The 25,298-nt window shown below is 68.1% G+C and carries 23 protein-coding genes; 11 read left to right on the top strand and 12 right to left on the bottom strand.

The window, feature by feature from the left end; translation table 11 throughout:
- The first annotated feature begins 116 nt into the window (after nucleotides 1–116).
- The 3 genes from Pmi06nite_RS38970 to Pmi06nite_RS38960 all read left to right on the top strand — a co-directional run bounded on the left by Pmi06nite_RS38970 (nucleotide 117) and on the right by Pmi06nite_RS38960 (nucleotide 2,548).
- Complete coding sequence (locus Pmi06nite_RS38970; protein ID WP_203958272.1) at nucleotides 117–1,490, top strand: ferredoxin reductase family protein; 1,374 nt, start codon at nucleotides 117–119, stop codon at nucleotides 1,488–1,490.
- A gap of 9 nt (nucleotides 1,491–1,499) precedes the next feature.
- The gene (locus Pmi06nite_RS38965) at nucleotides 1,500–2,030 is read left to right on the top strand and encodes an FMN-binding protein (protein WP_203958271.1); all 531 of its coding nucleotides are present in this window, start codon (nucleotides 1,500–1,502) and stop codon (nucleotides 2,028–2,030) included.
- A gap of 110 nt (nucleotides 2,031–2,140) precedes the next feature.
- Nucleotides 2,141–2,548 carry a pyridoxamine 5'-phosphate oxidase family protein gene (locus Pmi06nite_RS38960; protein WP_203958270.1) on the top strand — a complete coding sequence of 136 codons (408 nt, stop codon included), beginning with the start codon at nucleotides 2,141–2,143 and terminating at the stop codon, nucleotides 2,546–2,548.
- On the opposite strand, the gene Pmi06nite_RS38955 is transcribed toward Pmi06nite_RS38960, so the two are convergent.
- Both Pmi06nite_RS38955 and Pmi06nite_RS38950 read right to left on the bottom strand, forming a co-directional pair.
- Nucleotides 2,545–4,239, bottom strand: a complete 1,695-nt coding sequence (locus Pmi06nite_RS38955; RefSeq protein ID WP_203958269.1) for a sensor histidine kinase — start codon at nucleotides 4,237–4,239, stop codon at nucleotides 2,545–2,547. The genes Pmi06nite_RS38960 and Pmi06nite_RS38955 overlap by 4 nt on opposite strands.
- A 164-nt stretch (nucleotides 4,240–4,403) precedes the next feature.
- On the bottom strand, nucleotides 4,404–4,853 hold the full coding sequence (locus Pmi06nite_RS38950) for an Hsp20/alpha crystallin family protein (RefSeq protein WP_203958268.1): 450 nt from the start codon (nucleotides 4,851–4,853) through the stop codon (nucleotides 4,404–4,406).
- A gap of 327 nt (nucleotides 4,854–5,180) precedes the next feature.
- Here Pmi06nite_RS38950 and Pmi06nite_RS38945 point away from each other — a divergent pair, with 327 nt between their 5' ends.
- Nucleotides 5,181–5,747: a DoxX family protein gene (locus Pmi06nite_RS38945; RefSeq protein ID WP_239114501.1), complete on the top strand. Its 567-nt coding sequence runs from the start codon at nucleotides 5,181–5,183 to the stop codon at nucleotides 5,745–5,747.
- 91 nt (nucleotides 5,748–5,838) lie between these two features.
- On the opposite strand, the gene Pmi06nite_RS38940 is transcribed toward Pmi06nite_RS38945, so the two are convergent.
- From Pmi06nite_RS38940 to Pmi06nite_RS38930, 3 genes are all read right to left on the bottom strand, one after another.
- Nucleotides 5,839–6,513 (bottom strand): response regulator, encoded by a 675-nt coding sequence (locus Pmi06nite_RS38940; protein WP_203958267.1) that lies wholly within the window; start codon nucleotides 6,511–6,513, stop codon nucleotides 5,839–5,841.
- A 275-nt stretch (nucleotides 6,514–6,788) separates the two neighbouring features.
- Nucleotides 6,789–7,235 (bottom strand): pyridoxamine 5'-phosphate oxidase family protein, encoded by a 447-nt coding sequence (locus Pmi06nite_RS38935; protein WP_203958266.1) that lies wholly within the window; start codon nucleotides 7,233–7,235, stop codon nucleotides 6,789–6,791.
- A gap of 52 nt (nucleotides 7,236–7,287) precedes the next feature.
- Nucleotides 7,288–9,945: a bifunctional acetate--CoA ligase family protein/GNAT family N-acetyltransferase gene (locus Pmi06nite_RS38930; protein ID WP_203958265.1), complete on the bottom strand. Its 2,658-nt coding sequence runs from the start codon at nucleotides 9,943–9,945 to the stop codon at nucleotides 7,288–7,290.
- Nucleotides 9,946–10,200: 255 nt separating this feature from the next.
- Here Pmi06nite_RS38930 and Pmi06nite_RS38925 point away from each other — a divergent pair, with 255 nt between their 5' ends.
- The 7 genes from Pmi06nite_RS38925 to Pmi06nite_RS38895 all read left to right on the top strand — a co-directional run bounded on the left by Pmi06nite_RS38925 (nucleotide 10,201) and on the right by Pmi06nite_RS38895 (nucleotide 16,683).
- A complete protein-coding gene (locus tag Pmi06nite_RS38925; RefSeq protein ID WP_203958264.1) occupies nucleotides 10,201–10,401 on the top strand; it encodes a hypothetical protein in 201 nt (66 codons plus the stop codon).
- A complete protein-coding gene (locus tag Pmi06nite_RS38920) occupies nucleotides 10,401–10,742 on the top strand; it encodes an ArsR/SmtB family transcription factor (RefSeq protein ID WP_203958263.1) in 342 nt (113 codons plus the stop codon). The genes Pmi06nite_RS38925 and Pmi06nite_RS38920 overlap by 1 nt, the downstream gene beginning before the upstream one ends.
- 68 nt (nucleotides 10,743–10,810) lie before the next feature.
- A complete protein-coding gene (locus Pmi06nite_RS38915) occupies nucleotides 10,811–12,448 on the top strand; it encodes a SulP family inorganic anion transporter (protein ID WP_239114510.1) in 1,638 nt (545 codons plus the stop codon).
- 171 nt (nucleotides 12,449–12,619) lie between these two features.
- Nucleotides 12,620–12,823: a glycosyl hydrolase family 65 domain-containing protein gene (locus tag Pmi06nite_RS38910; protein WP_203958261.1), complete on the top strand. Its 204-nt coding sequence runs from the start codon at nucleotides 12,620–12,622 to the stop codon at nucleotides 12,821–12,823.
- A gap of 130 nt (nucleotides 12,824–12,953) precedes the next feature.
- Complete coding sequence (locus tag Pmi06nite_RS38905; RefSeq protein ID WP_203958260.1) at nucleotides 12,954–13,148, top strand: DUF1918 domain-containing protein; 195 nt, start codon at nucleotides 12,954–12,956, stop codon at nucleotides 13,146–13,148.
- A gap of 85 nt (nucleotides 13,149–13,233) precedes the next feature.
- The gene (locus tag Pmi06nite_RS38900; protein ID WP_203958259.1) at nucleotides 13,234–14,727 is read left to right on the top strand and encodes a bifunctional aminoglycoside phosphotransferase/ATP-binding protein; all 1,494 of its coding nucleotides are present in this window, start codon (nucleotides 13,234–13,236) and stop codon (nucleotides 14,725–14,727) included.
- 42 nt (nucleotides 14,728–14,769) lie between these two features.
- Nucleotides 14,770–16,683: a multicopper oxidase domain-containing protein gene (locus tag Pmi06nite_RS38895; protein ID WP_239114500.1), complete on the top strand. Its 1,914-nt coding sequence runs from the start codon at nucleotides 14,770–14,772 to the stop codon at nucleotides 16,681–16,683.
- A 27-nt stretch (nucleotides 16,684–16,710) separates the two neighbouring features.
- On the opposite strand, the gene Pmi06nite_RS38890 is transcribed toward Pmi06nite_RS38895, so the two are convergent.
- From Pmi06nite_RS38890 to Pmi06nite_RS38860, 7 genes are all read right to left on the bottom strand, one after another.
- A complete protein-coding gene (locus Pmi06nite_RS38890; RefSeq protein WP_203958258.1) occupies nucleotides 16,711–17,706 on the bottom strand; it encodes an Acg family FMN-binding oxidoreductase in 996 nt (331 codons plus the stop codon).
- A 46-nt stretch (nucleotides 17,707–17,752) separates the two neighbouring features.
- Nucleotides 17,753–18,415 (bottom strand): CBS domain-containing protein, encoded by a 663-nt coding sequence (locus Pmi06nite_RS38885; RefSeq protein ID WP_239114499.1) that lies wholly within the window; start codon nucleotides 18,413–18,415, stop codon nucleotides 17,753–17,755.
- 166 nt (nucleotides 18,416–18,581) lie between these two features.
- Nucleotides 18,582–20,885, bottom strand: coding sequence for a heavy metal translocating P-type ATPase (locus tag Pmi06nite_RS38880; protein WP_203958257.1), 2,304 nt, complete (start codon nucleotides 20,883–20,885; stop codon nucleotides 18,582–18,584).
- A 67-nt stretch (nucleotides 20,886–20,952) separates the two neighbouring features.
- Complete coding sequence (locus Pmi06nite_RS38875) at nucleotides 20,953–21,816, bottom strand: universal stress protein (RefSeq protein WP_203958256.1); 864 nt, start codon at nucleotides 21,814–21,816, stop codon at nucleotides 20,953–20,955.
- 317 nt (nucleotides 21,817–22,133) lie between these two features.
- Nucleotides 22,134–22,304 carry a hypothetical protein gene (locus Pmi06nite_RS38870; protein WP_203958255.1) on the bottom strand — a complete coding sequence of 57 codons (171 nt, stop codon included), beginning with the start codon at nucleotides 22,302–22,304 and terminating at the stop codon, nucleotides 22,134–22,136.
- A 21-nt stretch (nucleotides 22,305–22,325) separates the two neighbouring features.
- Nucleotides 22,326–23,132: a polyphosphate kinase 2 gene (ppk2, locus tag Pmi06nite_RS38865; RefSeq protein ID WP_203958254.1), complete on the bottom strand. Its 807-nt coding sequence runs from the start codon at nucleotides 23,130–23,132 to the stop codon at nucleotides 22,326–22,328.
- A gap of 57 nt (nucleotides 23,133–23,189) precedes the next feature.
- Nucleotides 23,190–23,918, bottom strand: a complete 729-nt coding sequence (locus tag Pmi06nite_RS38860; protein WP_203958253.1) for a universal stress protein — start codon at nucleotides 23,916–23,918, stop codon at nucleotides 23,190–23,192.
- Nucleotides 23,919–25,298 lie beyond the last annotated feature (1,380 nt).

Raw genomic sequence — 25,298 nt, 5'->3', positions numbered from 1 at the left:
ACCCTCTGAGCTGCCTCTGAGAATGCTATGAACCGTTGGCAAATGACCCGGAACATAGGGAAACGAGAGGTTCAGTTGGCACGGTGAGTGCTCACAGCGACGAGAGGAGAGATCGCGTGAGCACCACCTTCACTGGGAGTGCGGCCACCGGTACGCACCGGGCCGTTCGCTCAGGAGGCGCCCGCGCCAACCCGGCGGTCGTCCTGACGATCGTCTATGCGGGGGCGCTCGCCGTACTCGGCCTGTGGTGGGCGAACACGCTCAGCGTCTCCGGTCTGGACGGCTGGCTGACCGGAGCTGGGCGCATCACCGGGCTTCTCGCCGGCTATGTGATCGCCGTGCTCCTGGCGTTGATGGCCCGGATCCCCGCACTTGAGCGGGGGGTTGGATCCGACAAACTCGCCCGCTGGCACTCCATGGGCGGACGCTACGTGGTAGGGCTCTCCGTCGCGCATACGCTGCTGATCATCTGGGGGTACGCGGTGGCCGACGGCACGGACGTCGTCGGCGAAACCGTCACGCTGAACCTGTCCTATCCGGACGTGCTCAAGGCGACGGTGGCCGTGCTCCTGCTCGTCGGGATCGGGGCCGTCTCCGCTCGGGCCATCAGGCCGAGGCTGCGCTACGAGACCTGGTTCCACCTGCACTTCTACACATATCTGGCGGCATGGCTGGCGTTCGGGCACGTGCTGGCCACGGGCAACGAGTTCATCGGGAACCGGCCGGCGCAGGCCGCCTGGTACACCCTCTACATCGGGGTCGCGGTGGTGCTCGCCTGGTACCGGTTCATCACGCCGGTACGGCACGCCTTCCGGCACCGGCTGAGGGTCACCCGCGTCGTCCGCGAGGCTCCAGGAGTCGTCTCCGTCCACATCACAGGGCGGCATCTCGACCAACTACGCGCGGAACCCGGCCAGTACTTCCGCTGGCGGTTCCTCACCAGGCAACTGTGGTGGTCCCCCAACCCGTACTCACTGTCAGCGACTCCCAGACGCGACGCACTGCGGATCACCGTGAAGGACCTGGGCGAGCAGAGCCGTGAGCTCGCGCGCCTTCGCCCCGGCACCAAGGTCGTCGCAGAAGGCCCCTATGGCGCGTTCACCGCGGCCCACCGCAAGAACCGCAAGGTGCTACTCATCGCAGGAGGGGTGGGCATCACCCCCATGCGCGCGCTGTTCGAGTCGATCCCCGCGAGTCCCGGTGACCTCACCCTGCTCTATCGCGCGCGAACCACCGCTGACCTGGTCTTCCGCGAGGAGCTTGAGGCGATCGCCGCGCGCCGGGGCGCGGGCCTGCATTACAGCGTCGGCCCCCGCGACGTGACCGGCGACCCCTTCGCCCCCCGGACGCTCACCGAGCTCATTCCCGGCCTGCGCGACCATGACGTCTACGTGTGCGGCCCCTCCGGCATGACCGGCAGCGTGATATCCGCATTACGCGCCGCCGGGGTACCGGGCCGCCGCATCCACCACGAATCGTTCGAGTTCTAAAGGAATCCCATGCGCAGAGCGATATTGGCCGTGCTCGCCACCGCCGTCGGCCTGGTCCTGTTGTTGTCCTTCAAGCCCCACGAGATCACGGCGTTGGCCGATCCTCCCGCTGCGGTCTCAGACAAGAGCAACCGCTCGAGCGGGGACATGAGTGGGGATGGCAGTCCCAAGAAGTCGAACAGTCCGAGCACTTCGGGTGCCAAGGAATCGGTACACCAGGGGAACTGGACGAGCGCGGGCGCCGGCGCGGGTGCGACAAGCGGAGACAAGGTCGTCACCGGCGGTATCGCCGATACCCGCTGGGGGCCCGTGCAGGTGGAGATAGTCCTCTCCGGGGGGAAACTGACCGGCGTCAACGTGCTGCAGGCGCCCGACGGCAACAACCGGGACTTCGAGATCAACACCCAGGCGCTGCCAATCCTGAATCAGGAGACGCTTTCCGCTCAATCCGGCCGGATAGACAGCGTCTCCGGCGCCACCTACACCAGCGAGGGCTACATCGCGTCGCTGCAGAGCGCCATCGACAAGGCAGGGCTCTGACGCTGCCTACGGTTTGCCACGATCGGCTGAGCCCTTCCGCCAGGCGACAGGGGTGACACGGGACCTTCGCCCCTTACCGACGCCGCGCGCGCTCAGGCAGGCTGGGTGGCGTGAGAACAGATTCGGCCGGGCTTCAGATCCTTTCCCCGGAGGAGTGCATCGCGTTGCTCGCTTCGGTGCCCATCGGACGCATCGTCTTCACCGACCGCGCCCTCCCCGCAGTTCAGCCCGTCAACTTCCATCTCGACGGCGAACGGGTCGTCATCCGTACATCGCGGGATTCGAAACTCGCGGTGGCCGCCGCGAACGCGGTGGTCGCCTTCGAGACCGATGAGTACGACGCCCGGGCAGGCACGGGATGGTCGGTGACGGCGGTGGGACGCGCGCGGACGGTGGACGATCCCGCGGAGACCGCCGCCCTGGCGCGCCTGCCACTGACGCCATGGGCTCAAGGCCGCCGGGACCACTACATCGTGGTGGATCTCAAGCAGCTTTCCGGACGCCGTATCCGGCGCTAGGACAGCGGCACCCGCCACAGGACCCGGGTTCCTCCGGCCGCCAATGGCGCCACCTCGAATGAGCCGCCCAGCGCGTGCGCTCGTTCTTCGAGGTTGCGCAGGCCGCTGCGCCGCCCTCCGGACGGGATCCCCACCCCGTCGTCCTGCACGATCAGGGTGAGCCACCCTTCCTCCGCCCGAACCGTCACGTCCGACCGGTGGGCGATGGCATGCCGGACCACATTGGACAGCGCCTCACGGAGCACCGCCAGCACCTGCTCGGCGAGCTCTGGAGACACCTCGTTGTCGAGCTGGCCCTCCATACTCAGCCCCGGCATGAAGCCCAGATGCCCGCGAGCGCCCTCGACCACCTCCACGATCTGTGCCCGCAGACTCGGAGCACCCGCATCGCGCGGCGCCTGGAGGGCGAAGATGGTCGAGCGGATCTGCCGGATGGTCCCGTCCAGCTCGTCGATCGCGCTCTGCAACCTCGATGACGCCTCCGGCCGCTCTACCAGCCGAACCGTGCTCATGAGCGTCATGGCGACGGCGAAGAGCCGCTGGATGACGACATCGTGCAGGTCCTTGGCGATGCGGTCGCGGTCCTCCAGCAGTCCCAGCCGCTCCGCGTCCTTGCGGGTGTCTGCGAGCTCCAGCGCGACGGCCGCCTGCCCGGCGAAGGCGTGCAGCGTTCGCACCTCAGACATGCTGAACGGGATGCGCCCTGAGCGTTTGCCCAGTGACAGCACACCTCGTACGGCTCCCGCCGCGCCGAGCGGAACGGCCGCCAGGGGACCTGCCGGAAAACGGTCAGGCGCGGCCTCCAGGAGGTCGCCTTCGGCCGGATCGTCGACCATGAGAGGTTCCCCGGTGACACAGGCCCGGCCGGCCAGCGTGCCTGCGATCTCACCTGCCGTGTACTGCCGGTCCATCTGGCCGTCCTCGTTGACCGTACGGACGGATTCCCGGTCGGCGCCTGGCAGCAGGATCGTGACGGCGTCGGCGTCGGCCATTTCCCGGGCCCGCCGTGCGACCAAGGTGAGCACCTCCTGCGGTTCGGCTCCCGACAGAAGTGCGGTGGTGATCTCCGAGGAGGCCTTCAGCCAGCTCTCTCGGCGGCGGGTCTCCTCATACAACCGGGCATTCTCGATGGCGACGCCGGCCGCGGTGGCGAGCGCGACGACGATCGCCTCATCCTCTTCGTCGAACTCCCCTCCCCCGCGTTTCTCGGTGAGGTAGAGGTTTCCGAAGATCTCGTCCCGGACCCTGACGGGCACGCCGAGGAAACTCCCCATCGGGGGATGGCCCGGCGGAAACCCGTAGGACTCGGGATGCTGGGAGATGTCGGCCAGCCGCAGCGTCTGCGGTTGCTTGATCAACAGTCCGAGCAGGCCCAGGCCGTGCGGCCAGTGGGCGATTCTCGCTATCTCCTGTTCGGTCAAGCCCACGGGGATGAACTGAACGAGCGTGTTCTCCTCGCCGATCACCCCCATCGCCCCGTAGCTGGCATCGACGAGGGTGATGGCGGTCTCGACGATCCGGTGCAGAACCGTCTCCAGATCAAGGTCACTACCCACCGACACGACGGCGTCCAGCAGCCCATGAACGCGGTCTCGAGACGCCAGTACCGCGTTCAGTCGCGCCTGCAACTCGGCCAACAGGTCGTCGAGCCGCATGTGCGGGATCAGCGAGCGTGGCTCGTTCTCCGTCATACCGCGAAGTTTCCCACCCAGCCCACGCGAAGGCACAGCACAGGGCGGTGCTTCGTGGTGTTCACGCCCGCATTCGGTCCGGCCGAGCGCCGACCCCTGCGTGAAGGGACCTTGCGACGCCGGCCCGGGGCCCTATGGCTCTACGCGGACTCGAGCGGAACGGTTCAGCCCTTGCCTGCCATTCCGCCCTTGTCCTCAGCCGTCCTGCCGACGAGGATGCGCCTGCCTTCCTGCTTCTTTTCGTTGAGCTTGACGCTGACCTCGAGGATTCCCTGGTCGTAGACAGCTTCGACGTCCTTCTCGTCTGCCCCGGGCGGCAGCACGACGGAGCGGGTGAAGAAGCCGTACCTGAACTCGGTGCGGTGCCTGTCCTTCTCTTCGTGGTGACGCTCGGCGCGGATGGTGAGAATCCCATCAGCCAGAGTGATCTCGACGTCCCTCTCGGGATCGACTCCGGGCAGCTCGGCACGCAACACATATCGTCCGACCGCGATGTAGTCCTCGAAGCGGATCGCCTGCCCCACCGCCGGTCGCAACCCGGCCAACGGAGCCTCCAGCAATTCCATGAGGTCGGGGAGGAATCCCCTTGGCTCTCTGCGCACTGGTGTGCCCATCTGTCCCACCTCCACCTTGCCGGCTTGCCCTTCCATCCCACTGCCGTCACACCGCCTGTGGTGTGGGCGGAGGTCCTCAGGCGCAGGGTCCTTCGGCACAATCTGCCCGCGGCTCGGCATCCGAGCGCCGTTCAGCCGTGTGGGAGCTGTGCTGTGTGCTCGACGGGTCTTCGCGAGTGCCGGGCACCGCGGCAGTGCCGAAGGTCCCAGGCGGCCCGGGACATCCGGCGGGATGGGCCGAGCCGTACGGCACTGCCGGGCAGAGCGGCGAAACGGTGTGCTTGGAGCAGACGGAAACAGTGAACCCCCGCACTGAAAGGGCCGATCATGGCACTCACCGAAGGACGCCACCAGCATGACGCCGCTCCCCACACCCCCGTGGTGAAGCACGACCGGGGACAGCAGACGACACGTCCCGCTGACTACGCCTGGGCGGTCGCGCGCATCACTGTCGGATGGGTCTTCCTCTGGGCATTCCTCGACAAGGTCTTCGGCTGGGGCTTCGCCACACCGTCCGACCGCGCCTGGATCAACGGGGGCAGCCCGACCACCGGGTTCCTCAAGGGAACCAGTGAGCACGCGTTCGGAGGCTTCTTCGCCGATCTGGCCGGGCAGACGTGGGTGGACTGGCTGTTCATGATCGGCCTGTTGGGCATCGGCACGGCCCTCGTCTTGGGCGCCGGCATGCGCATCACCGCCGCCACGGGTGGCCTGCTCCTCGTGCTCATGTGGGCGGCGTCGCTGCCGCTGGAGACGAACCCGTTCGTCGACGAGCACATCGTGTACGCCATCGTGCTGGTCGCCCTGGCCCTGGCGGACGCCGGCGACACGCTCGGCATCGGCGGATGGTGGCGGAACACTCGGGTGGTCCGGCGCTTCCCCATCCTCAAGTAGCCGCTTCGGTCCACCGGCACCCGCTCTTCCTCGCGAAGGGCGGGTGCCGACGTATGCGCCGTAGCAGCGGCGCCACGGGGTGAGGCCGGCTTCATTTGCCCTTTCCGCCGTCCGAGTGGCCCTTGCCGGAAGGCCGGTCGGCCTTGAGCCGTGCCGCGAGCGCGGCGACCTGAGTACGGCGCTGCATGTTGAGCTTGCTCAGCACGTTCGAGACGTAGTTCTTCACGGTCTTCTCAGCCAGGAAGAGCCGCTCGCCGATCTGCCGGTTGGTCATTCCCTCACCGATCAGCTCCAGGATGTGCCTCTCCTGATCTGTGAGGGCGGCCAGCGGGTCCTTATGACCGGCCTGGTCACGCAGCCGCTGGAGCATCGTGGCCGTGGTGGCCGGATCGAGCAGGGACTGGCCGCGCGCGACCGTGCGGACCGCACCGACCAGATCGGAACCGTGGATCTGCTTGAGCACGTATCCGGCGGCACCTGCCATCACCGCGTTGAACAGGGCTTCCTCGTCGGCGAACGAGGTCAGCATCAGGCAGGCCAGCTCAGGCACACGGGAGCGGACCTCCCGGCAGACGTCCACCCCACTGCCATCGGGGAGCCGGACGTCCAGCACCGCCACATCGGGCTTGAGCGCCGGGATACGCGCGATCGCGGATTCCGCGGTGCCGGCCTCGCCCACGACCTCGATGTCGTCCTCGGACTCCAGCAGCGCGGCGATGCCGCGCCGAACCACCTCGTGATCATCTACCAGGAACACCCGAATCATGCCTAGGACGTTAACCGTGCCGAGGCGGCCCGCGGTAGAGGACCAAGGTCCCCAGTGAGTAGACCAACGTGCTGGTCACCCATGGGGTGAAGCAGGTGTGACCCCGCTCGAGGGTCCCAGCGCCGGGAGGCTCTACGTCCGCATATGGGGAGCCGAGTGCCGTGGAAGGTCCAGTCGGCGCGTCGCGCTCCGGCATCCGCGTAGACGGATGGAAAGCGGTGACGACCTACAACCAACGAGCGTGTGAGCGGCCGGTTCGTCCGGCCCGAGGTCAGTCACGCGGAAGCTTGGGGATGCCGGATGCGGCGGCCGGTGAGCTGCACGGGCGCGATGCGGATGTACAGTCGCCGCTCGCCGCCGGCCCACGGCTCGGGCGCTGAGTCTCGTACGGCGGCGAGCTCGTCTTCCGCTGAGACACGGTGGGCCGGTCCCCGTACGAGGACGCTCCAGCCTTCCCGAGTCGCCGTGTCGATATGGTCCACCTCGAACGCGACCTTGAATTCCAGGTCTTCGATTCCCGAGTTCAGATCCTCGTCCATCGGTCCGTCGAACGCGGTGCGGAACAGGATCGCCTCCTGGTGCATGGTGTAGTTCACCGGCAGCACCACCGGCCCGGACGGGGTGGTGAAACCGATCCTTCCGACCCCGTCGGGAGAGATGAGCTTCAAGCACTCCTCGGCACTGAGCTCTTCCAGGACGGGAGGGGCGGTGCGCTCGTTCATGACGTCCTCTTTCTATGAGTGTCACGCTCTCGGATCGGTCGAAACGGCGCGTTCACCTGAGGCGACGACGGAACGGGGAAGGACGGGCGGGTGCCGGCGCCAACCGTAGGCGGACATCGACGGCGACTGCGCCGCCGGGTGTGACGATCACCGGGTTGAGGTCGAGTTCGGCGATCTCGGGGATCTCGTCCATGAGGCGGCCGATCCCGATGATGTGCGTTTCCAGCGCTTCCACCTTCACCTCTGGGCGGCCGCGGTAGCCGTGGAGCAGGGGTGCGCAGTGCAGTTCGCCGAGCATGCGCCCGGCCTCCGCGCGGCTGATGGGCGGAACTCGGAAGGCGCGGTCGACCAGAAGCTCGGCGGCCACTCCCCCCATGCCGACCATGATCAGAGGTCCGAACGTCTCGTGTGCCACGCCGCCGACGATCATTTCGACGCCTTCGGCGGCCATGTGCTGGACGAGTGCGCCGGTCATGGCGGGTCCGACCCGTTCCGCCATCTCGCGGTAGGCCTGCCGTACCTCCTCCACACTGCGGAGATTCACCCGGACGCCGCCGACGTCGCTCTTGTGCACCAGATCGGGCCCTGTCGCCTTGAGCGCCACCGGCAGCCCCAGCCACGCGAGCGCCTCGCAGGCCGATTCGGATCCGCCCACCGAGATGGCGTCGGCCACGCGGATGCCGTAGCAGTCGAGCAGACGCGCGGCGGTGGAATAGTCCAGCCAGCGGCCCTCGGGGTGGGCGGCGAGGTCGGTTTCGACGATCCGGCGTGCGGCCGAGGCGTGCACCGGGGGGACCTCGACGGGAGGGTCGAGCGGGCGTGCGCGCCATGTGGCGTGGTCCACCGCACGGCTGAGTGCGTGGACGGCCTGCTCGGGAAAGGCATAGGCCGGCACGTTCGAGCCGATGAGTCCATCACGCCCGAGGACGCAGGCGAGCACGGTCTTGTCCACGCCTTCCGACGCGGCGGCGACGGCGTCCCGCGTTCTCTCCAGCCCTGAACCGAACGGCGGTGTGTAGACCACCAGCACGGCGTCGATGCCGGGATCGGCCAGCACGATCCGTATGGCGTCCGCGAGTTCCCCGGCCTCGCCGTCAGCGGTGATGTCAACGGGGTTGCCGACGGCCGCGGCCGCCCGGAGCCGCGCGCGCAACGCCTGCCTGGTGGCTTCCGACAGCTCGGGAACGACGAGCCCCCGTCGTTCACACGCGTCGGCCGTCATCGCCTGCGGGCCACCGGAATTGCCGACGATCGCGACTCGTCGTCCGCGCGGGAGCGGTTGCGAAGCGAGCAGCCGTGCCGTGTCGAGCAGGTCCTGGACGCTGCCCTCACGTATCACGCCTGAGGCTCGCAGCAACGCGTCGACCGCCGCGTCCGGTGTCGCCGCCGCGGCGGTGTGGGATCGTACGGCCCGGCCACCGGCCGTCCCCCGACCGCTCTTGACGACGATGATCGGTTTCTTGGTGCTGACGCGGCGGGCGATGCGGCCGAACCTGCGTGGGTTGCCGAACGATTCCAGGTACAGGGCGATGACGCCGGTCGACGGATCGTCCTCCCAGTATTCGAGCAGGTCGTTGCCGCTGACGTCGGCCTTGTTGCCGACGGAGGCGAACGAGGAGATACCGAGGCTCATCTCGGCCGCTCGGTCGATCAACCCCACCGCCACGGCGCCCGACTGCGACATCAGGGCCACCGTTCCCGCCGGCGGCTGGCGGGGAAGGAAACTCGCGTTGAGCGACACGGCCGTGTTCACCACGCCCAGGCAGTTGGGCCCGACCAGGCGCATCCCCGCCTCACGGCAGATCTTCACCAGTTCGGCCTCCTGGTCGCCGTGTCCCGCCTCGGCGAAGCCCGAGCTGACCACGACCAGGCTTCGCACACCGTGCCGCGCACAGTCACGCGCGACATCGAGCACCGCGGCGGCGGGGGTGGCCACCACGGCCAGTTCTACGTGCCCGGGAGCGGCGGCCGGCTCGGGATAGGCGGCCAGGCCCTCCACTTCGGTGGCCTTGGGGTTGATCGGATAAATCGGCCCACGGAAGCCGCCGGCGACCAGGTTTCGCAGCACGCGGTGCCCGACGCCTCCCGGATCGCGACTCGCTCCGATCACCGCGACCGAGCGGGCCTCGAACAGACCGGCCAAAGAGTTGCTCTCCGCCTCATGCGCACGCGCATCGATCTTCGTCAACAGCTGAGCGGTCGTCTCCGTGGAGATCCGGAACTCGACCCAGCCGTCCACATAACGGCGTCGCGCCTCCAGCCCCGCGTCTTCCAGCAACTGGATGACCTGCCTGTTCTCGGCGAGGACGTCGGCCGCGAGTTCCTTGATCCCGTTCTCGGCCGCGTTCAGCGCCAGATGTTCCAGCAGGACCGTGCCCAGCCCGTGCCCATGCGTCGCATCGTCCAGCAAGACGCCCAGGTCCGCCTGGACAGCGGCATCGTCACCGATCCATTCCGCGACGCCGACCACCCGGCCGCGTACGGTCGCCACAAGCCCCTGGCCTCGATACGCGGGTCCCGTCATCCGTTCCACGTAAGCGTGGGCTGTGGCGGTGCCTCCGGTGGCGAATCGTAGGTAGAGGGAGCGTTCGGAGGAGTTGTCGACCAGTCGGTGAAGGTCGTCTCGATCAGAGGTGCGCAAGGGGCGGATGTGCGCGATGCCACCGTCTCGGAGCAGGACGTCGCATTCCTCGGGCAGAGATCGTGTCATGTGTCCAAGGCTCCGCCGATGTCCCCGATGCCCACAGGGCCGAAGTCCCCTTCAGCGAAGGACCCTCGCCCCTGCGTAAATCCCTTTTTGCGCGTGCGTCACCTCATCGCACCCCTTCGCCGCAGGCCTGTAGACGGATCAGCGAGCCGGCGGTCCTGATCGAGCCTGCGACGCCCGGGGTTTCTGAATTGCGAATCTGCGCAATTCAGTTCATCATGATGTGAGATTTCTCGTTGCCGAGATCAAGGATGTGACGTGAGCGGGCCATTCGCCGCTGCGATCAGAGAACGGGCACGTTCAGCACGTGAGGCGCTCGAGCGGGCGCGCCGTGATCACGATGTCGACGAGCTGCTCGTGGCCGAAGGAGAGTGGGACGACGTGGTCCGGCTTGCTCGCGCGCATGGTGTTCAGATCGGTACCGAGGATGCCGACTCGGGCGAGGGGACGGCGCTGTGATGTCGGTGCCGCTGTACGAGGCGAAGGCCGAATTGTTCCGGCTCCTGGGACACCCGGTACGGATCCGCGTGCTGGAGTTGTTGCAGGACGGGTCGAGGCCGGTACGTGAGTTGCTGGCCGCCATCGAGGTCGAGCCGACGGGTCTGTCGCAGCACCTGGCTGTGCTGCGACGCTCAGGGATGGTGACCGCGCACCGCGACGGCTCCACCGTGGTCTATGCCCTGTCCGGTGGCGACGTCGCCGACCTGCTACGAGCGGCCCGCAAACTCCTGACGCAGAAACTCACAGGGCAGAACGAGCTGCTGAGCGAGCTGCTCGACACGGAGACCGGAGTCCGGTGACCAATGCGCTCACCTCGGGCCTGGCCCGAGTCCGTTCCGTGTTGCCTGAGCGCGGCGAGCTTGCGGCGATGGGCCGTCGTCCCCGCCGCGACCTGTTGGCCGGGCTCACGGTGGCGATCGTCGCGTTGCCGCTGGCGCTGGGATTCGGCATCTCCTCCGGCATGGGGGCCGAAGCGGGCCTGGCCACCGCAGTGGTGGCCGGGGCGCTTGCAGCCGTGTTCGGCGGTTCCGGCCTGCAGGTGTCCGGCCCCACCGGCGCGATGACGGTGGTCCTGGTGCCGATCATGCACCAGCACGGCGCCTCCGGCGTGCTGACGGTCGGTGTGCTGGCAGGGCTGCTGCTCATCGCGCTCGCGCTGGGACGCGCGGGCAAGTACATGGCCCTGGTCCCGGCTCCCGTGGTGGAGGGCTTCACCATCGGCATCGCCTGCGTGATCGGTCTGCAGCAGATCCCCGCAGCCCTCGGCGTTCCGACCCCCGCGGGCGACAAGGTCACCATGGTGGCCTTGCACGCGGCCGGCGACTTCCTCGCGCAGCCTCACTGGTGGGCCGTGGCCATCGCCGCCACCGTGGCCGTACTGATGCTGGTGGGAGCGCGCCGGCGACCCACGTTTCCCTTCTCGCTGGTCGCCGTCGCCCTCGCCACCGTCACCGCCGAGCTGGCCGGTCTGCCGGTGACGCGGATCGGAGACCTCCCCGCCGGACTGCCCGCTCCCTCCTTGTCCTTCCTGCAGCTGAGCGCGTTGCCTTCGCTGCTGACCCCCGCGATCGCGGTTGCCGCCCTGGCCGCACTGGAGTCGCTGTTGTCGGCCACCGTCGCCGACGGCATGAGCGTCAACCACAAGCACGACCCTGACCGGGAGCTCTTCGGCCAGGGTCTGGCCAACCTGGCGGCTCCGTTGTTCGGTGGTGTCCCGGCCACCGGAGCCATCGCTCGCACTGCCGTCAACGTCCGCTCCGGTGCCCACTCCCGGCTGGCGGCTCTGGCCCACGCCGGCATCCTGGCCGTGATCGTATTCACCGCATCCGGCCTGGTCGCCCGCATCCCGCTCGCCGCGCTGGCCGGCGTTCTGCTGGCCACCTCCATCCGGATGGTGGAGGCCGGCTCTGTCAAAGCCATGATGCGTTCCACCCGCGGCGACGCGGTGGTCCTGGTCCTGACCGCGATCGCCACCTTGGTGCTCGACCTGGTCCAGGCCGTCATCCTCGGCCTGATCGTGGCCGGTGCGCTGGCCCTGCGCACCATCGCACGCAATGTCCGCCTCGATGCGATGCCGATCCGCCCCGACCTGCCGGGCGACCACACCGACCAGGAACACGCCCTACTCGCCGAGCACATCGTGGCCTACCGCCTGGACGGCCCGCTGTTCTTCGCGGCGGCCCACCGCTTCCTGCTGGAGCTGTCCGAGGTTGCCACCGTTTCCGTAGTCATCTTGCGCATGTCCCGCGTGACCACCATCGACGCCAGCGGCGCCCTGGTCCTCGGCGACGCCATCCAACGGCTGGAACGCCGCGGCATCATCGTCTACATCTCCGGAATTCGCGACGGCCATCACCAGCCGTTGCATGCCCTTGGCGTCATCGCTCGCCTCGACAATGCGGGCCGGGTCTTCGCCACCACTCCGGAGGCCATCTCCGCCGCCCGCGACCAGCTCCGCCGCGTCGGAGTCCTTCCCGCCTCCCCGCACCATGCCGTGCCCGGCTGAACCGAACCGCTGCAGGGAAGTCCTCTCGATCTTGGGACCCATCTGCGCGAACGCAGCGGCCCGGTGAGTCCGTCCAGCGTGTATGGCATCACTACGCGATCACTGGCGACATGGAGTTCCTCGCCGGGACCGGTGCGCGCCTTCTGGCCGAGATCGCCCGCTTCTGGGTGCTTGCCGAGTCTCACAGCACTGTCACTGTCCATCCCCTATCGGGGTGCAGAGCTCGCCATCGACGCCGATCCCACCCAGGTACGGATCACCCGAGCCGACGACGGGCCCCCGACGCTGGAGGTCACCGTGCACGGCCGACACGCCAAGCTTCGACGCGGGGAAAGGCGCACGTTCTCCTTGCCGGGACAGAGCGTGGGCGCCTGACCGACAAGCGGGCCGCCGATCGCCCGAGCGAGAGCCTCCCAGGCGGAGGCGCTCAAGTGGACCTGGGACCTCTGAGGCCAGGGCTTAGGTCCCTAGGCCCGCAGGGTTCACGGTGGCAGCGTAGACGAATATGAAGGCAGCAGTCGGCGACCGCCTCATCGAAAATCCTCGTCTGGACGGGCCGCGACGCATTGGTCTGATCACGGCTCTTTACCACGCCAACGGGTCGCCGCCCTACGTCGTGCGGTGGCTCGACCAGGTGCGGGAGACTCTCGTCTTTCCAGGGCCCGACGCGCATATCGAACACCAGCCGCATCCCTGGTAGGGCTGACCCCGGCGGGAGTCGCACAGGAACGTGCTCAAGGTCTGCCGCTCGCGGAGCCGAAGATGCGAAGCGCGAAGGAATCTCGATGGAACCGTGGGCGCAGATCAAGGAGACGCATGCGGGCGTGGTGATCTTCCTCGGAGACCACGCGTACAAGGTCAAGAAGCCGGTGGACCTCGGTTTCCTGGACTTCACCACACTGGAGGCCCGGCGGACGATCTGCCAGGAGGAGGTGCGGCTCAACCGGCGACTGGCGCCCGATGTCTACGAGGGAGTCGCCGACGTGTTGAGCCCGAACGGCGAGGTCTGCGAGCACCTGGTCGTGATGCGCCGTATGCCCGACGAGCGCCGCCTTGCCGCGTTGATCCGCTCAGGCAGTCCAGTGGAGGACCACCTCCATCAGATAGCCCGGATGGTGGCGAGCATGCACGCGCGATCCCCTCACTCCCCGGAGATCGACGAGGAAGGGGGCTGGAACGCGCTGAGATCTCGCTGGATGGCAAGCTTCGCCCAGGTCCGCGGGCTGCGGGATGTCCCTGTCGGTAGCGACGTCATCTCCGAGATCGAGCTCCTGACCGTGCGCTTCATCGACGGCCGGCATGCTCTTTTCGAGGCGCGGGTCAGTGCGTGCCGAATCGTGGACGGCCACGGCGACCTGCTCGCCGACGACGTCTTCTGCCTCGACGACGGGCCCCGAATCCTGGACTGCCTGGAGTTCGACGAACGCCTCCGCTTCGTCGACGGCCTGGACGACGCGGCCTTCCTGGCCATGGATCTGGAACGACTGGGCGCTGACCGGCTGTCCGAGCTCTTCCTGGGCTGGTACGCCGAGTTCTCCGGCGATCCCGCCCCGCCCTCGCTCTGGCACCACTACGTCGCTTACCGGGCTTTCGTCCGTGCCAAGGTCGCTTGTCTGCGGCACGCGCAGGGAGACGCCGATGCGGCCTGGAGGTCCCGCGAGCTCGCTGAGCTCACCCTTCGCCACCTCCGGGCCGGCGCCATCACTCTCGTCCTCGTCGGTGGACCACCCGCGACCGGCAAATCGACCCTGGCGTCCGCCATCGCCGATCGTCTTGGCACCACGGTGCTCAGCAGTGACCGCGTCCGTAAGGAAATCGCCGGCATCGCGCCTGAACAATCCGCCGCCGCGCCATTCGGGGAAGGCATCTACCGGGCGGACTGGACCGAGCGCACCTATGAGGAGCTGTTGTCCAGAGCGGCGAGACTGCTCCGGCACGGAGAGCCGGTCATTCTCGACGCGTCCTGGACCGATGCCGCTCACCGGGCCGCCGCCGAACGGCTCGCGGAACGCACGTGCAGCGACTTCGTCGCGCTGTGCTGCACCGCCCCGCCGCACGTCGTCGCCGAGCGGCTCTCCCACCGTGTCGGCGGCGTCTCGGATGCCGACCAGGCGATCGCCGCAGCCATGACGGCGAGAGCGGCGCCCTGGCTCGAGGCGTCCGAGATCGACACCAGCGCGCCCTCGGATCAGGCACTGGAGCAGGCACTCAGGGCGATCCATCCCCGCTGCGGCGGCGTTCCACGGCGGTTCCACCGATCCCGGATGCAACCAGGCTGATCAAGGAAGTCGACAGGAACCATCGGTCCCGGAGGCATACGGATGGTGACACGACGGCAGTTCCTCAAGACGGGGGCGGGCGCGGCCGCGATGCTCGCATTCCGGACCGCCGGGAGCGCCGCGGCCACGGAACGGGCACTGGACCCGGCGGCGATCCCGAAATATGTGGCACCGCTGGCCATCCCTCCCGTGATGCCGAACCTGCCATCGCCGGAAGGACCGGTCGACCACTACATGATCGGCGTTCGGCAGTTCCAGCAGCAGATCCTGCCGCCGGGTCTTCCGACCACAACCGTCTGGGGTTACGGGTCCGTACTGCATCCGCGGACGTTCAACACCCCTGCCTGCACCGTCGAGGCGACGGTGGACCGGCCCGTCCGCATCACCTGGATCAACGAGTTGGTCGACGGCGACGGCCGCTACCGTCCCCACCTTCTGCCCGTCGATCCGACGTTGCACTGGGCCAACCCTCCGGGAGGGCCGTCCAAGCGAGACACCCGGCCGAGGTTCGCATCGACACCCGGGCGCTATCGGGGACCTGTCCCGATCGTCACCCATCTCCACGGCGGCCACAGCTGGGACGACAGCGACGGGCATCCGGAGGCATGGTTCCTGCCCGCGGCGAGGAACATCTCCGCCGGGTACGCCCGTGAGGGCTCACTCTATTCCGAGTTCGCGCACACGTTCGGAATACGGGAAGGTGTCCGATGGGCGGCCGGTTCCGCCGTCTACCAGTACGCCAACGACCAGAGAGCCGCCACACAGTGGTTCCACGACCACACATTGGGCATCACCCGGCTCAACGTCTACGCCGGCCTCGCCGGCTTCTACCTCCTCCGCGGCGGCCCCTCCGACCTGCCGTCCGGCGTTCTCCCCGGCCCCGCCCCCAGGGCGGGCGACGCCCCGACCACGCGGTATCACGAGATTCCGATCCTGATCCAGGACAAATCGTTCTCAGCCGGCGGCTCGCTCCTCTACCCGGACAGCCGGAGGCTCTCCGACGGCTTCTCCGGGCCCTATGTGCCCCGCAGTGACGTCTCGCCCATCTGGGTGCCGGAATTCTTCGGCACCACGATGACGGTCAACGGCCGGACCTGGCCGGACCTGCACGTCGAGCCGCGCCGTTACCGGTTCCGGTTCCTGAACGGCTGCAACTCCCGGTTCCTCGACCTCAAGATCGCCAGTGGCCCGCCGGCGAAGAGCGCGCGGACGGCGGCGCTGCCGTTCTGGCAGATCGGATCGGACGGCGGTTTCCTGCCGTCACCGGTCCAGTTGGGCGGCCTGCTCCTGGCTCCCGCCGAGCGGGCCGACGTCATCGTCGACTTCACCGGCATCCCGGCCGGGACACAGCTGTTCCTGATCAACGAAGGACCTGACGGGCCCTATCGAGGTGCCCGATCAGCCCCGCCGGCGAACCCCGCCACCACCGGGCAGGTGATGAGATTCACGGTGGGGCCGCTCGTGGACCAGGACACCAGCGTGCCGCCCTCCGAACTCCGCCTGCCCACTCTCAACCGGCTCGGCGCGGCCAGGCTCACCCGCAGGCTCGCCCTGCTGGAGCACAGCTCAGCGGTCGTCGCGGGCGTGGGGCCCATCGCGGCGCTGCTCGGCAGTTCGGAGTCACGCGGTTCGGCGAAGATGTGGGCCGACCCCATAACCGAGAATCCGGCGACTGGTTCGACCGAGATGTGGGAGTTCCACAACTTCACACCCGACGCCCATCCCATGCATGTCCACGAGGTTCAGTTCGAGGTCGTCGACCGCCGGCCGTCCAATGGGCTCACCCAGTTACCGGAACCCGGGGAGAGAGGGTTCAAGGACACGGTGATCGCTCCGCCGAACGCCATCACCCGCATCAAGGCCACTTTCGACCGGCCCGGGCTGTTCGTGTGGCACTGCCACGTTCTCGAGCACGAGGACAACGAGATGATGCGCCCCTACCGCATCGGCGCCTGAGCCCGGCCAGCGGAGGTCCGGCCCGCGTCAGTGCTCTTCCAACACCTCCGAGGACGGGCGACGGACGCTGCCGGCATCGTCCAGGGTGAAGCCCAATCTCATGACCATCTGCGGGAAGGCGCCCTCGCAGATGTGCCGCCGGATGAACTCCCGCAGATCATGCATCTCCAGCGCCTGAGTGTGGAAGGCCGCACTCACCCCGTACGCGGAGGCGTGAAGCAGGGTGCGCTGTAACGCCTGGCCGGCGGCCAGCCAGTCCTCGCGGGAGTCACCCGTCGTGGTGAGCACGGCGACGAGACCCGTGGCGACGGACACCGGCAGGTCGTCCTCCTTCCCCCATACCTGCCCCCGGGTGTAGTCGCGCTGTGCGAAGTGCTGTGGTTGCGTGCGCCTCGGCGCCGCGGGGTAACTGCGAGCCGGAACACCGTCGCGCCGGGAACTGCCCGGAGGGCTGCTCCACCGCATCATCTCCAAGCCGAACGCCCGGTTCTGAGATTCGACCTCCTGGGCCGCGCTCGTGAGCGTGGCGAGCACGCGCATCGCCGACTCCGACCGCACCACCATGAGGGCGGCCCCCTCCTCGCCCGCCTGGGCGGCCAGCGCCTCGATCAGAGCATCGGAGACAGGCAGAGCGGTGAATCCCGCACGATGGGTCCTGCGCCGCGGGATCTCCGCGTGGAGCATGCGGGCATCCTCATGAATCTCGCCACACGCTCGCGGACGGACGGTGGCCAACAGTGATGGGCGGTCGGGGTCGGGCAGCGCTCGCACGTCCGGCTCGTAGCCGAGTGCGCTCAACGTGACCCGCACGTTGAAGAGCGCGGCGCCACAACTGATCAGCATCTGCCAGCCGATCGGGTCGGCGACGCGCAGCTTCCTGTCAGAGTCCGCACGAAGGCAGATCTCATCCCCTGACACGCCGAACGACCAGGGCTGTGTGTTGTGCACCGAGGGCGCCCAGACCGCGGCCTCGATCGCCGCACGCATCGCGCCGGCGACGGCTTGCGATGTTCGTGTGTTCATGTCTCGCCTCCAGGTGAGATGTCAGGCCGCGTCACGCCCGAAGGCGTCACAGGAGGGGCGGGGGCACGAGGAGGTCGTCGAACAGGAAGGCCAGGTCGGCCTTGACCTCGACGACACCGTCGACGGCGCGGACGGCGTCGAGCAGGGGCCGCAACTGCGAGTGCTTGGGGATCCATCCCTTGAGGCTGACCACGCCCGCCTCGACCGTGACCCGCAGCTCCGACAGGTCGATGCGGAGCCGGCCCATGATGCCCTCGATCTCACTGGTGATGTCGGCCGCCGGTCGGTTGAACACCTTCAGCAGATCGCCCTGGTGGACGGTCCCGGCGATACGGCCGGTCGTGGCGTCGATCACGGGAAGCTGCTTGATCCTTTTCTGGTGCATCAGCCTGGCCGCGTCGCTCACCGGCGTCTCACCAGTCACGGTGATCGCCGGCGTGGTCATGATCTCGCGCGCCGTCATGCCCTCCGCCTTGCGGTGCTCGGCGCGCTTCCGAGGACCCTCGATCACCCGTTTGCCGATTGCGGTCGTCGCCTTCAGCAGCATGTCGTCCTCCGACACCACTCCGACCGGGCGGCGATCGGAGTCGATCACGGTGACGGCCCCCACATTGAATCGCTGCATGATGTCGACGAGGTCGGCGAACGACGCGTCCATCCGGGCCGCGATCGCGACCTTTCCCATCACGTCCCGCACCCTGATCGCCATGGCGCCCCTCCTGTCGGCCTCTCTAAGAGCGTCGCCTGACCGGGCCTCGTCTGGTCAGCGGTGAAGGTCCTGGCCGCTGGTGACTTTCGGCCACACTTTCCGGGCCATCCATCGGTGCTCGAAGCTTCAGGCCGCGGGCGCGCGCATCACAGGCTCGTCGTCCTCGTCATGACGCTCTGAGCTCCGGCTCTCCGGACGTGGCCGGAGCGGAGGCCAGTGAGAAGTAGGCCTCTTCCTCCTGCGCGAAGTGCAAAGTCAGTACGGCATGCAGGCCGTACAGGCAGGCCCGCAGGTCGTCGAGCTGGTCCGGGCTCGGTCCCGCGGTGCCCGCCAGCTCCAGATGGCGGCCCAGCCGCACCACCAGCCGGTCGATCTCACCGTGTGCCCTGCTCATGGTCACGGTCGCCTCCGGGTCTCCCAGCAACCGTGCCATCGCCGGATAGAGCCGGATCTCCTCCGCATGCTCATGCGGCAGCAGGTCCTCGCTGAGGAACTCGTAGACCCGCCGAAGATCGGCGCGCGCTTCCCCAGGTGTTTCGAGGCTCAGCCGGTCGCCGACCTCACGGATGAGTTCGAGCTGCGGCCGCAGCTCTGAGTGCTCCACCTCGAAGCGGCGCAGTAGTGCTTCTGTAGGGCTGTCCACGGGCAGGCGGGTCCCCCTGGCCGGGCGCAGCGCACGCAGCGCATTGAGGATGACGGCGACGTCGATGCCCTCTTGGAGCACCGCACCGGCCACAGGCGGCAAACCACCGGCTGCCGCCACCACCATCGCGAGCAGAGACAGCGTGATGCCGACGCCCGCACTCTGCACAGCGATACGCCTGGTCCGTCTGGCGACGTCCATGGCGTCGGCAAGGCGGTCCAGCCGATCGGAGGTGAGCACCACATCGGCCGCCTGGGCGGACGCGGCCGCGCCGTGAGCTCCCAAGGCCACGCCGACGTCCGCGACGGCCAAGGCAGGTGCGTCGTTGACCCCGTCGCCCACCATCATCGTCGTCGAGCGCCGTGTCTCGCCGCGTACCGCGTCCACCTTTCCCGCGGGGGTCTGCTCGGCGAGGACCCGATCGATGCCCAGCACTGCGGCCACGCTCTCGGCGACCTCGGCCCGGTCGCCGGTGAGCATCACCACCCGGTCTATGCCGGCCAAGCGCAGACGCCGCAGGGTTCGGGCGGCATCAGCACGTATGGCGTCCCGCAAGAGGATCACCCCGGCCTTCTGTCCGTCCACGGTGACCCAGACGGTCATGGCGCCGTCGAGCCCCGCCCTGGCGCGCTGGGCCCTCTCCCACCCGGAGGACCGTGGGCCCGGTGACTTGCCCACCTGCACGCGGAAGCCGTCGATTAGCGCCTCCGTACCGGTTCCCGGCTCCTCGCGCAGCCCTTCGGGCGTGGGGAGGGTCAGCTCGCGGTCGCGGGCGGCGCGGACAATCGCAGCGGCCAGCACATGAGACGACATCTGATCTACGCCCGCTGCGAGCCGCAGGACCTTCTCCACATCCCAGCCGGGAGCCGCCACGATGTCCACCACCTGCGGACGGCCGATCGTGAGGGTCCCGGTCTTGTCCAGCACGAGGGTTCGCGCCTTGCCCAGCGTCTCCAGCGCTCCTCCGCCCTTGACGACGACACCATGCCGCGCCGTACGGGACAGGCCGGAGGCGATCGCCGCCGGCGCGGCCAGCAGAAGCGGGCACGGGGTCGCCACGACCAGTACGGCGACTGCCCGCACGGCTTCACCGGAGATCAGCCACGCGAACGCGGCCAGGAGCAGCGTGAGCGGCAGAAACCAGGCCGCGAACCGATCCGCCAGCCGGACGACCGGAGCGGTGTCCGCCTCCGTCTCCCGCGCCAACCTCACCACACCCGCGTACGCGCTCGTGCCGGCGGTCGACGTGGCTCGCATGTCGAACACCGACCCAACGTTCACCACGCCACTGAGCACGCCGTCGCTCGTCGGATGCTCCACTGGCAGGGATTCGCCGGTCAACGCGGACTCGTCCAGCAGGGCGACGCCTTTTTCCACTACGCCGTCGACAGGCACCATCTCGCCACTGGGTACCAGCAGGCGGTCGCCCGGCCGCACTTCCTCCACTCCCACCAGGCAGGCGGCACCGTCCTCGTAACGTCGTGCCAAACGGGGAGCCCTCTCGTACAGAGCGGTCAGGTCCCGCCGGGCACGGCGCAGCGCCTGCTCCTCCAGGACCCGGCCGCTCGCCAGCATGAGCCCGATCACCGCTCCGGCGAGGAACTCTCGCACGGCTAAGGCTCCGGCCAAGGCGAGCACCGCGATCACGTCCACGCCCATCCGACCGGCCCGCAGCGCGCGGGCCACCCACCACACAGCGGGAACCAATGCGATGACAGTTCCCGCCGCCCATACGACGTCCCCCGGCCGGCCTTCTCCCAGCAGATGGAGAATCGTCCCGACGATCAGGGCGCAGGCTGTGCCTGCGAAGAACAGATATCTCTTCACGTGCGCGGACTCCTGCGGCTAACTCACCCTCGGGTTCGAAGACCTATGATCCGCGATGACTCGGAGCTCACTCCGCCTTCGGCGTGCGGACGACCGCCAGAGGGCAACGTGCGTGGTGGAGCATCGCCTGGCTGACCGAGCCGAGTATCAGCCCTTTGAACGCACCGGTTCCCCGCGATCCGACGACGAGCAGGTCCGCACCGTCTGAGGCTCGTCTGAGTGCCTCGGCCGGATGGGCCTGGACGACCTCTTCGCTCACCTTGACCTCCGGGTGACGCTCCCGCAGGCCCGCCACGGCCTCCGCCAGCATGCGGATCTCGATCTGCTCGTCCTCGGAGGTGTCCAGCACAGGAACGAAGCCACCTCCTCCACCCCACAACTGCAGCGGCCAGGCATGGACGGCACGAACCCCCACACCGTGAAGTGCCGCTTCGGCGAAGGCGAACTCCAGGACCTTGGCGCCTTCGAGTGAACCGTCGACCCCCACCACCACTTCGCCACGCGGCGGCGAGGAGCGCTCTCGGACGACCACGACGTCACAGGGCGCGTGCCCCGCCACGCCGTAGGCGACCGATCCGAGCAACAGCCCGCGGAACCCGCCGATCCCGTGGTTCCCGACCACGAGAAGGTCGGCGTCCTCGGCCGCCTGGATCAGTGCAGGGCGCGGGTCCCCCGCGAGAAGCGCACAGTCCACCGAAACCCCGGGAGCTTCCTTGTTCGCGCGCTCGACCCCTGCCGTCACCACCTGGGTGCCGCTGTCCCGCATCCACTTGCCCACCAGCGCGGCGTCACCGCGGGCGCCTCCTTTGAAGATCCACTCAGGAAGGGCGTGAACGACTTTCAACGGCACCCCACGCACTGCCGCCTCCATGGCCGCCCAGCCCACGGCCTCGAGGCCGGCCTCCGATCCGTCGACACCAGCAATGATCATCGCTGCCTCCTCTGTCGCACACCTCCATGACATCCACCCACCGTGTGTGGCTGAAGCGGCGAAAGTCCCCCGGAGGCGAGGACCTCCGTCCCTGCCCGTCGAATCCGCGATCAAGGCATCGGTGTCGTGGGTGGGTGGGTGGGTCTTTGACGACGGAGGCGGAGCAGGAGGCGTGATGCAGGAGCCGTGGCTCACCAAGCCGAGAAGCCGGGCACGGACAACGTCGACTCCTCGGGAGCCCACAACCAACAGTCGCGCCTCGCGGCGATGCGACAGCGGGGCAGAAAGCGGCGGTTCCCCAGCAACACGAGTCTGGATCACGAGTTGGGGCGGCCCTTAGCGCGCCACGGTGCGACGAGTTCCGCGAGCACGTGCACGCCTTCCGCCGCCGTCCGGTAGGCATTCGCGCATGTCGACGTAGGGAAGTCGATGGAGCTTCCGTAGGCCATCACCCGGCGCTGGTCGACGCTGATCCGACCTCCCGTCACGGCGGATCCACCGGCCCTCGTTCACGACCCCTGATGCTCCTCCAGGGTGGCCGCCACGTCCGGCACGGGGATCTCCAGCCTGCGGGTCGGCCGCCGGTAGCCGGAGGTCGGGGGCCGCGAGGGGATCTCCATGGACGGGAGCTGCACCTCCCCGTAGGGGATGGTCGACAGCAGGTGGGAGATCATGTTGATCCTGGCCCGCCGCTTGTCCTCGCTCTCCACGTCATACCACGGCGCCTCGGGGATGTTGGTGTGGATCAGCATCTCATCCTTAGCCCGCGAGTAATCCTCCCACCGGGTGATCGACTCCAGGTCCATCTCCGAGAGCTTCCAGCGGCGCATCGGATCGGCCAGTCGGGCCCGGAACCGCCGCTCCTGCTCGGCGTCGCTCACCGAGAACCAGTATTTGCGCAACAGGATCCCATCTTCCACGAGCAGCCGCTCGAAGATCGGGCACTGGTGGAGGAATCTGGTGTACTCCTCCTGCGTGCAAAAGCCCATCACCCGCTCAACCCCGGCGCGGTTGTACCAGCTCCGGTCGAACAGCACGATCTCCCCCGCGGCGGGCAGGTGCTCCACGTAGCGCTGAAAGTACCACTGGGTGCGCTCCCGCTCCGCGGGCGCGGGCAGCGCGGCGATCCTGGTGACCCGCGGGTTGAGGTACTCGGCGACACGGTTGATCGTGCTGCCCTTGCCGGCCGCGTCCCTACCCTCGAAGATCACGACGAGCCGCTCGCCTTCGCCGCGTACCCACTCCTGAAGCTTCACCAGCTCCGTCTGAAGGCGGTAAAGCTCTCTCTCGTACAGCTTGCGCGGTAGCCGCACCATCGAGTTCGCCTCCGTATCCTTCGCCTGGTCGGTTCGTGGCCGACTTCCGGTAGGCGCTTACAGCTTGCCGACTTCATCAGCCCGGCTGGTGGTCCGTGACCACACCACGACGTCGCAATGCGCCTGTTGCAGTACGGCACGGCTCACCGACCCGAGCACGACCGCGCCGATGGCGCCGTGACCGCGGGACCCGACGACCAGCAGATCCGCCTTCTGGGAGGCCTCGACCAGGGCGGTGACCAGGTGGGCGCAGACGATGTCCACCGCCACCTTCACCTCGGGGTACTTCACCTGCCAGGCCGCGAGCTTGCCGAGCGCGTAATCCTGCTGGGCCCGCCGCACCTCATCGATGTCGTAGACGATTCCGGGAGTGTAGACATGCACCGGAAGTTGCAAGGCGTAGACCGCGCGCATCCTGCAGCCGCGTAGCCGCGCTTCTTCGAAGGCATAGGTCAGAGCGGCCTCCGATTCGGCCGAGCCGTCGAAGCCAACGGCGATCTCCGCGTGCACCACCATCGGGCCGGGCCGTACCACTACGACAGCAGCGGCGACATGGCCGGCCACGTGCGTGCTGACCGACCCCAGCAGCATCCCCGTGAAACGCCCGGAGCGTGCGGGCCTGGTGGCGTTCCTGGGGAGGAGGACCAGGCGGGAGCGGCAGGGCGGGCGCCGCTCGCCCTGGTGGAGGCCGAACACGTGATCTCGTGCAGTCAGCCGATAACTCCCCGGTTCCTGCTCGTCTTCTCTGCCCTGCGGGAGGTCCGTCGCCGAAAAGATCTCATCCATCCGGATCACGCCATTATCGCTTCTTATTAACGCTACGAAGCAAGGGCAGGCACCACAGAGGGCTGAAGGTCCCAGGTAGTGAGACTAAGGACCCCCGTACGCGTCCGTTCTCGGTGGGTGATGCGACAATCCGAGGCATCGCCTCGGCAAGAACCTCACGGGTCCTCGGAATCCGCCAGCGGCAGGACCGGCTGGAGCCGGAAGAGCCCAGACGACACCTGCGTGGTCCCCGAGGAAGGCGTGAGACGACCGGCCACGGCCCTCAGCACGTCGGTAGCGGACTCGGGGGCGCCACGAGGATAAGAAGGGCGCCGTCGTAAGACAGGACCTTTCGTCAGTTAGATGCCGGCCGTTCCGATGCCCCCGGGTGATGGCATGGACAAACGTCAATTCGCCGCGATTTTGCGCCTTCCACTTGGACGAGCAGGACACCGCCGAGTCCTCGACGGTGCGGAAGGACCGGTTGGCCGGGGCGGTTGCCGGGCTGGGTCGAGATCTAAGGCGTGGCGTACATCGCGCGGTCGACGCTGGCCAAGGTGGTCGAGGCGCGCCCGGGCCGCGGCGTCGGCGGTCGCCGGCCGCGAAAGTTCAAGGGCGGCCGTGAATCGCTAGGCGACCAATTCGGTCGGTGTCACTACGCGCGCCGGCGTCCATGCAAATCGGGCTCAGCCGGGGGAAACGGATTCAGGGGTTCGGTTGGAGCCACGGTCGTCGGCGTGCTGGCACAAGCTCCAGTGAGGCGGAGCAGTTGCCGGATCCACGCTTCCAGCCCGGCTGGATCCGGCGCGGCGAAGTGCTGTGCCGGCATTTCGGCTCCTTGGAGATCTCTTTGGATGAGTCGGCGGGTAGCGCGGGGATACACGACCAGCACATAAAGTCGTCACATAGCTACCTAGAGTAATGGAGTTGTCGTGATTGGGGCCATGCTTATCGCGCTGCTATCCAGGCTGATCACTATCGGGCTATTGGCCGCTTACCGGAATCGCGTGCAGCCGGAATACCCGCAGCATGGCTTCCTGATGAGGCGCTGACGGCGTTGGCCGACAGGGAAGATGGGATCACTGTCGTCGTACACGCCGCTCGAAGCGTGCCTGGGCCACGGTGTCGGGGGTGGTCGGCCGCGGAAGGACACGCGACCCGGCGAGAAGCGCCCGAGCCCCCCGACTATGGGCGCTCCTCGTGTCCCAGGCTCATTAAGCGGGAACAAGCCGGCGCGATCTCAGACGCCCGCCCCATGCGATGACCACGCCGTTCACTTCGACGAGAAGGCGCGACACCGACGCTACCATCGCGGCAGGTCAGGGCCAGTGAGCCTCGCCGCGAGCTTAGAGGCGCGGCTCGTCGAGCAGCATGGTCTCCTCGACGACGCGGCGCCGTTCA

This window comes from Planotetraspora mira, assembly GCF_016863275.1.
GTDB classification, from domain to species: Bacteria; Actinomycetota; Actinomycetes; order Streptosporangiales; family Streptosporangiaceae; genus Planotetraspora; species Planotetraspora mira.
The sequence above is the reverse complement of the archived record's forward strand: the minus strand, read 5'-3'. Positions and strand labels throughout refer to the sequence as shown.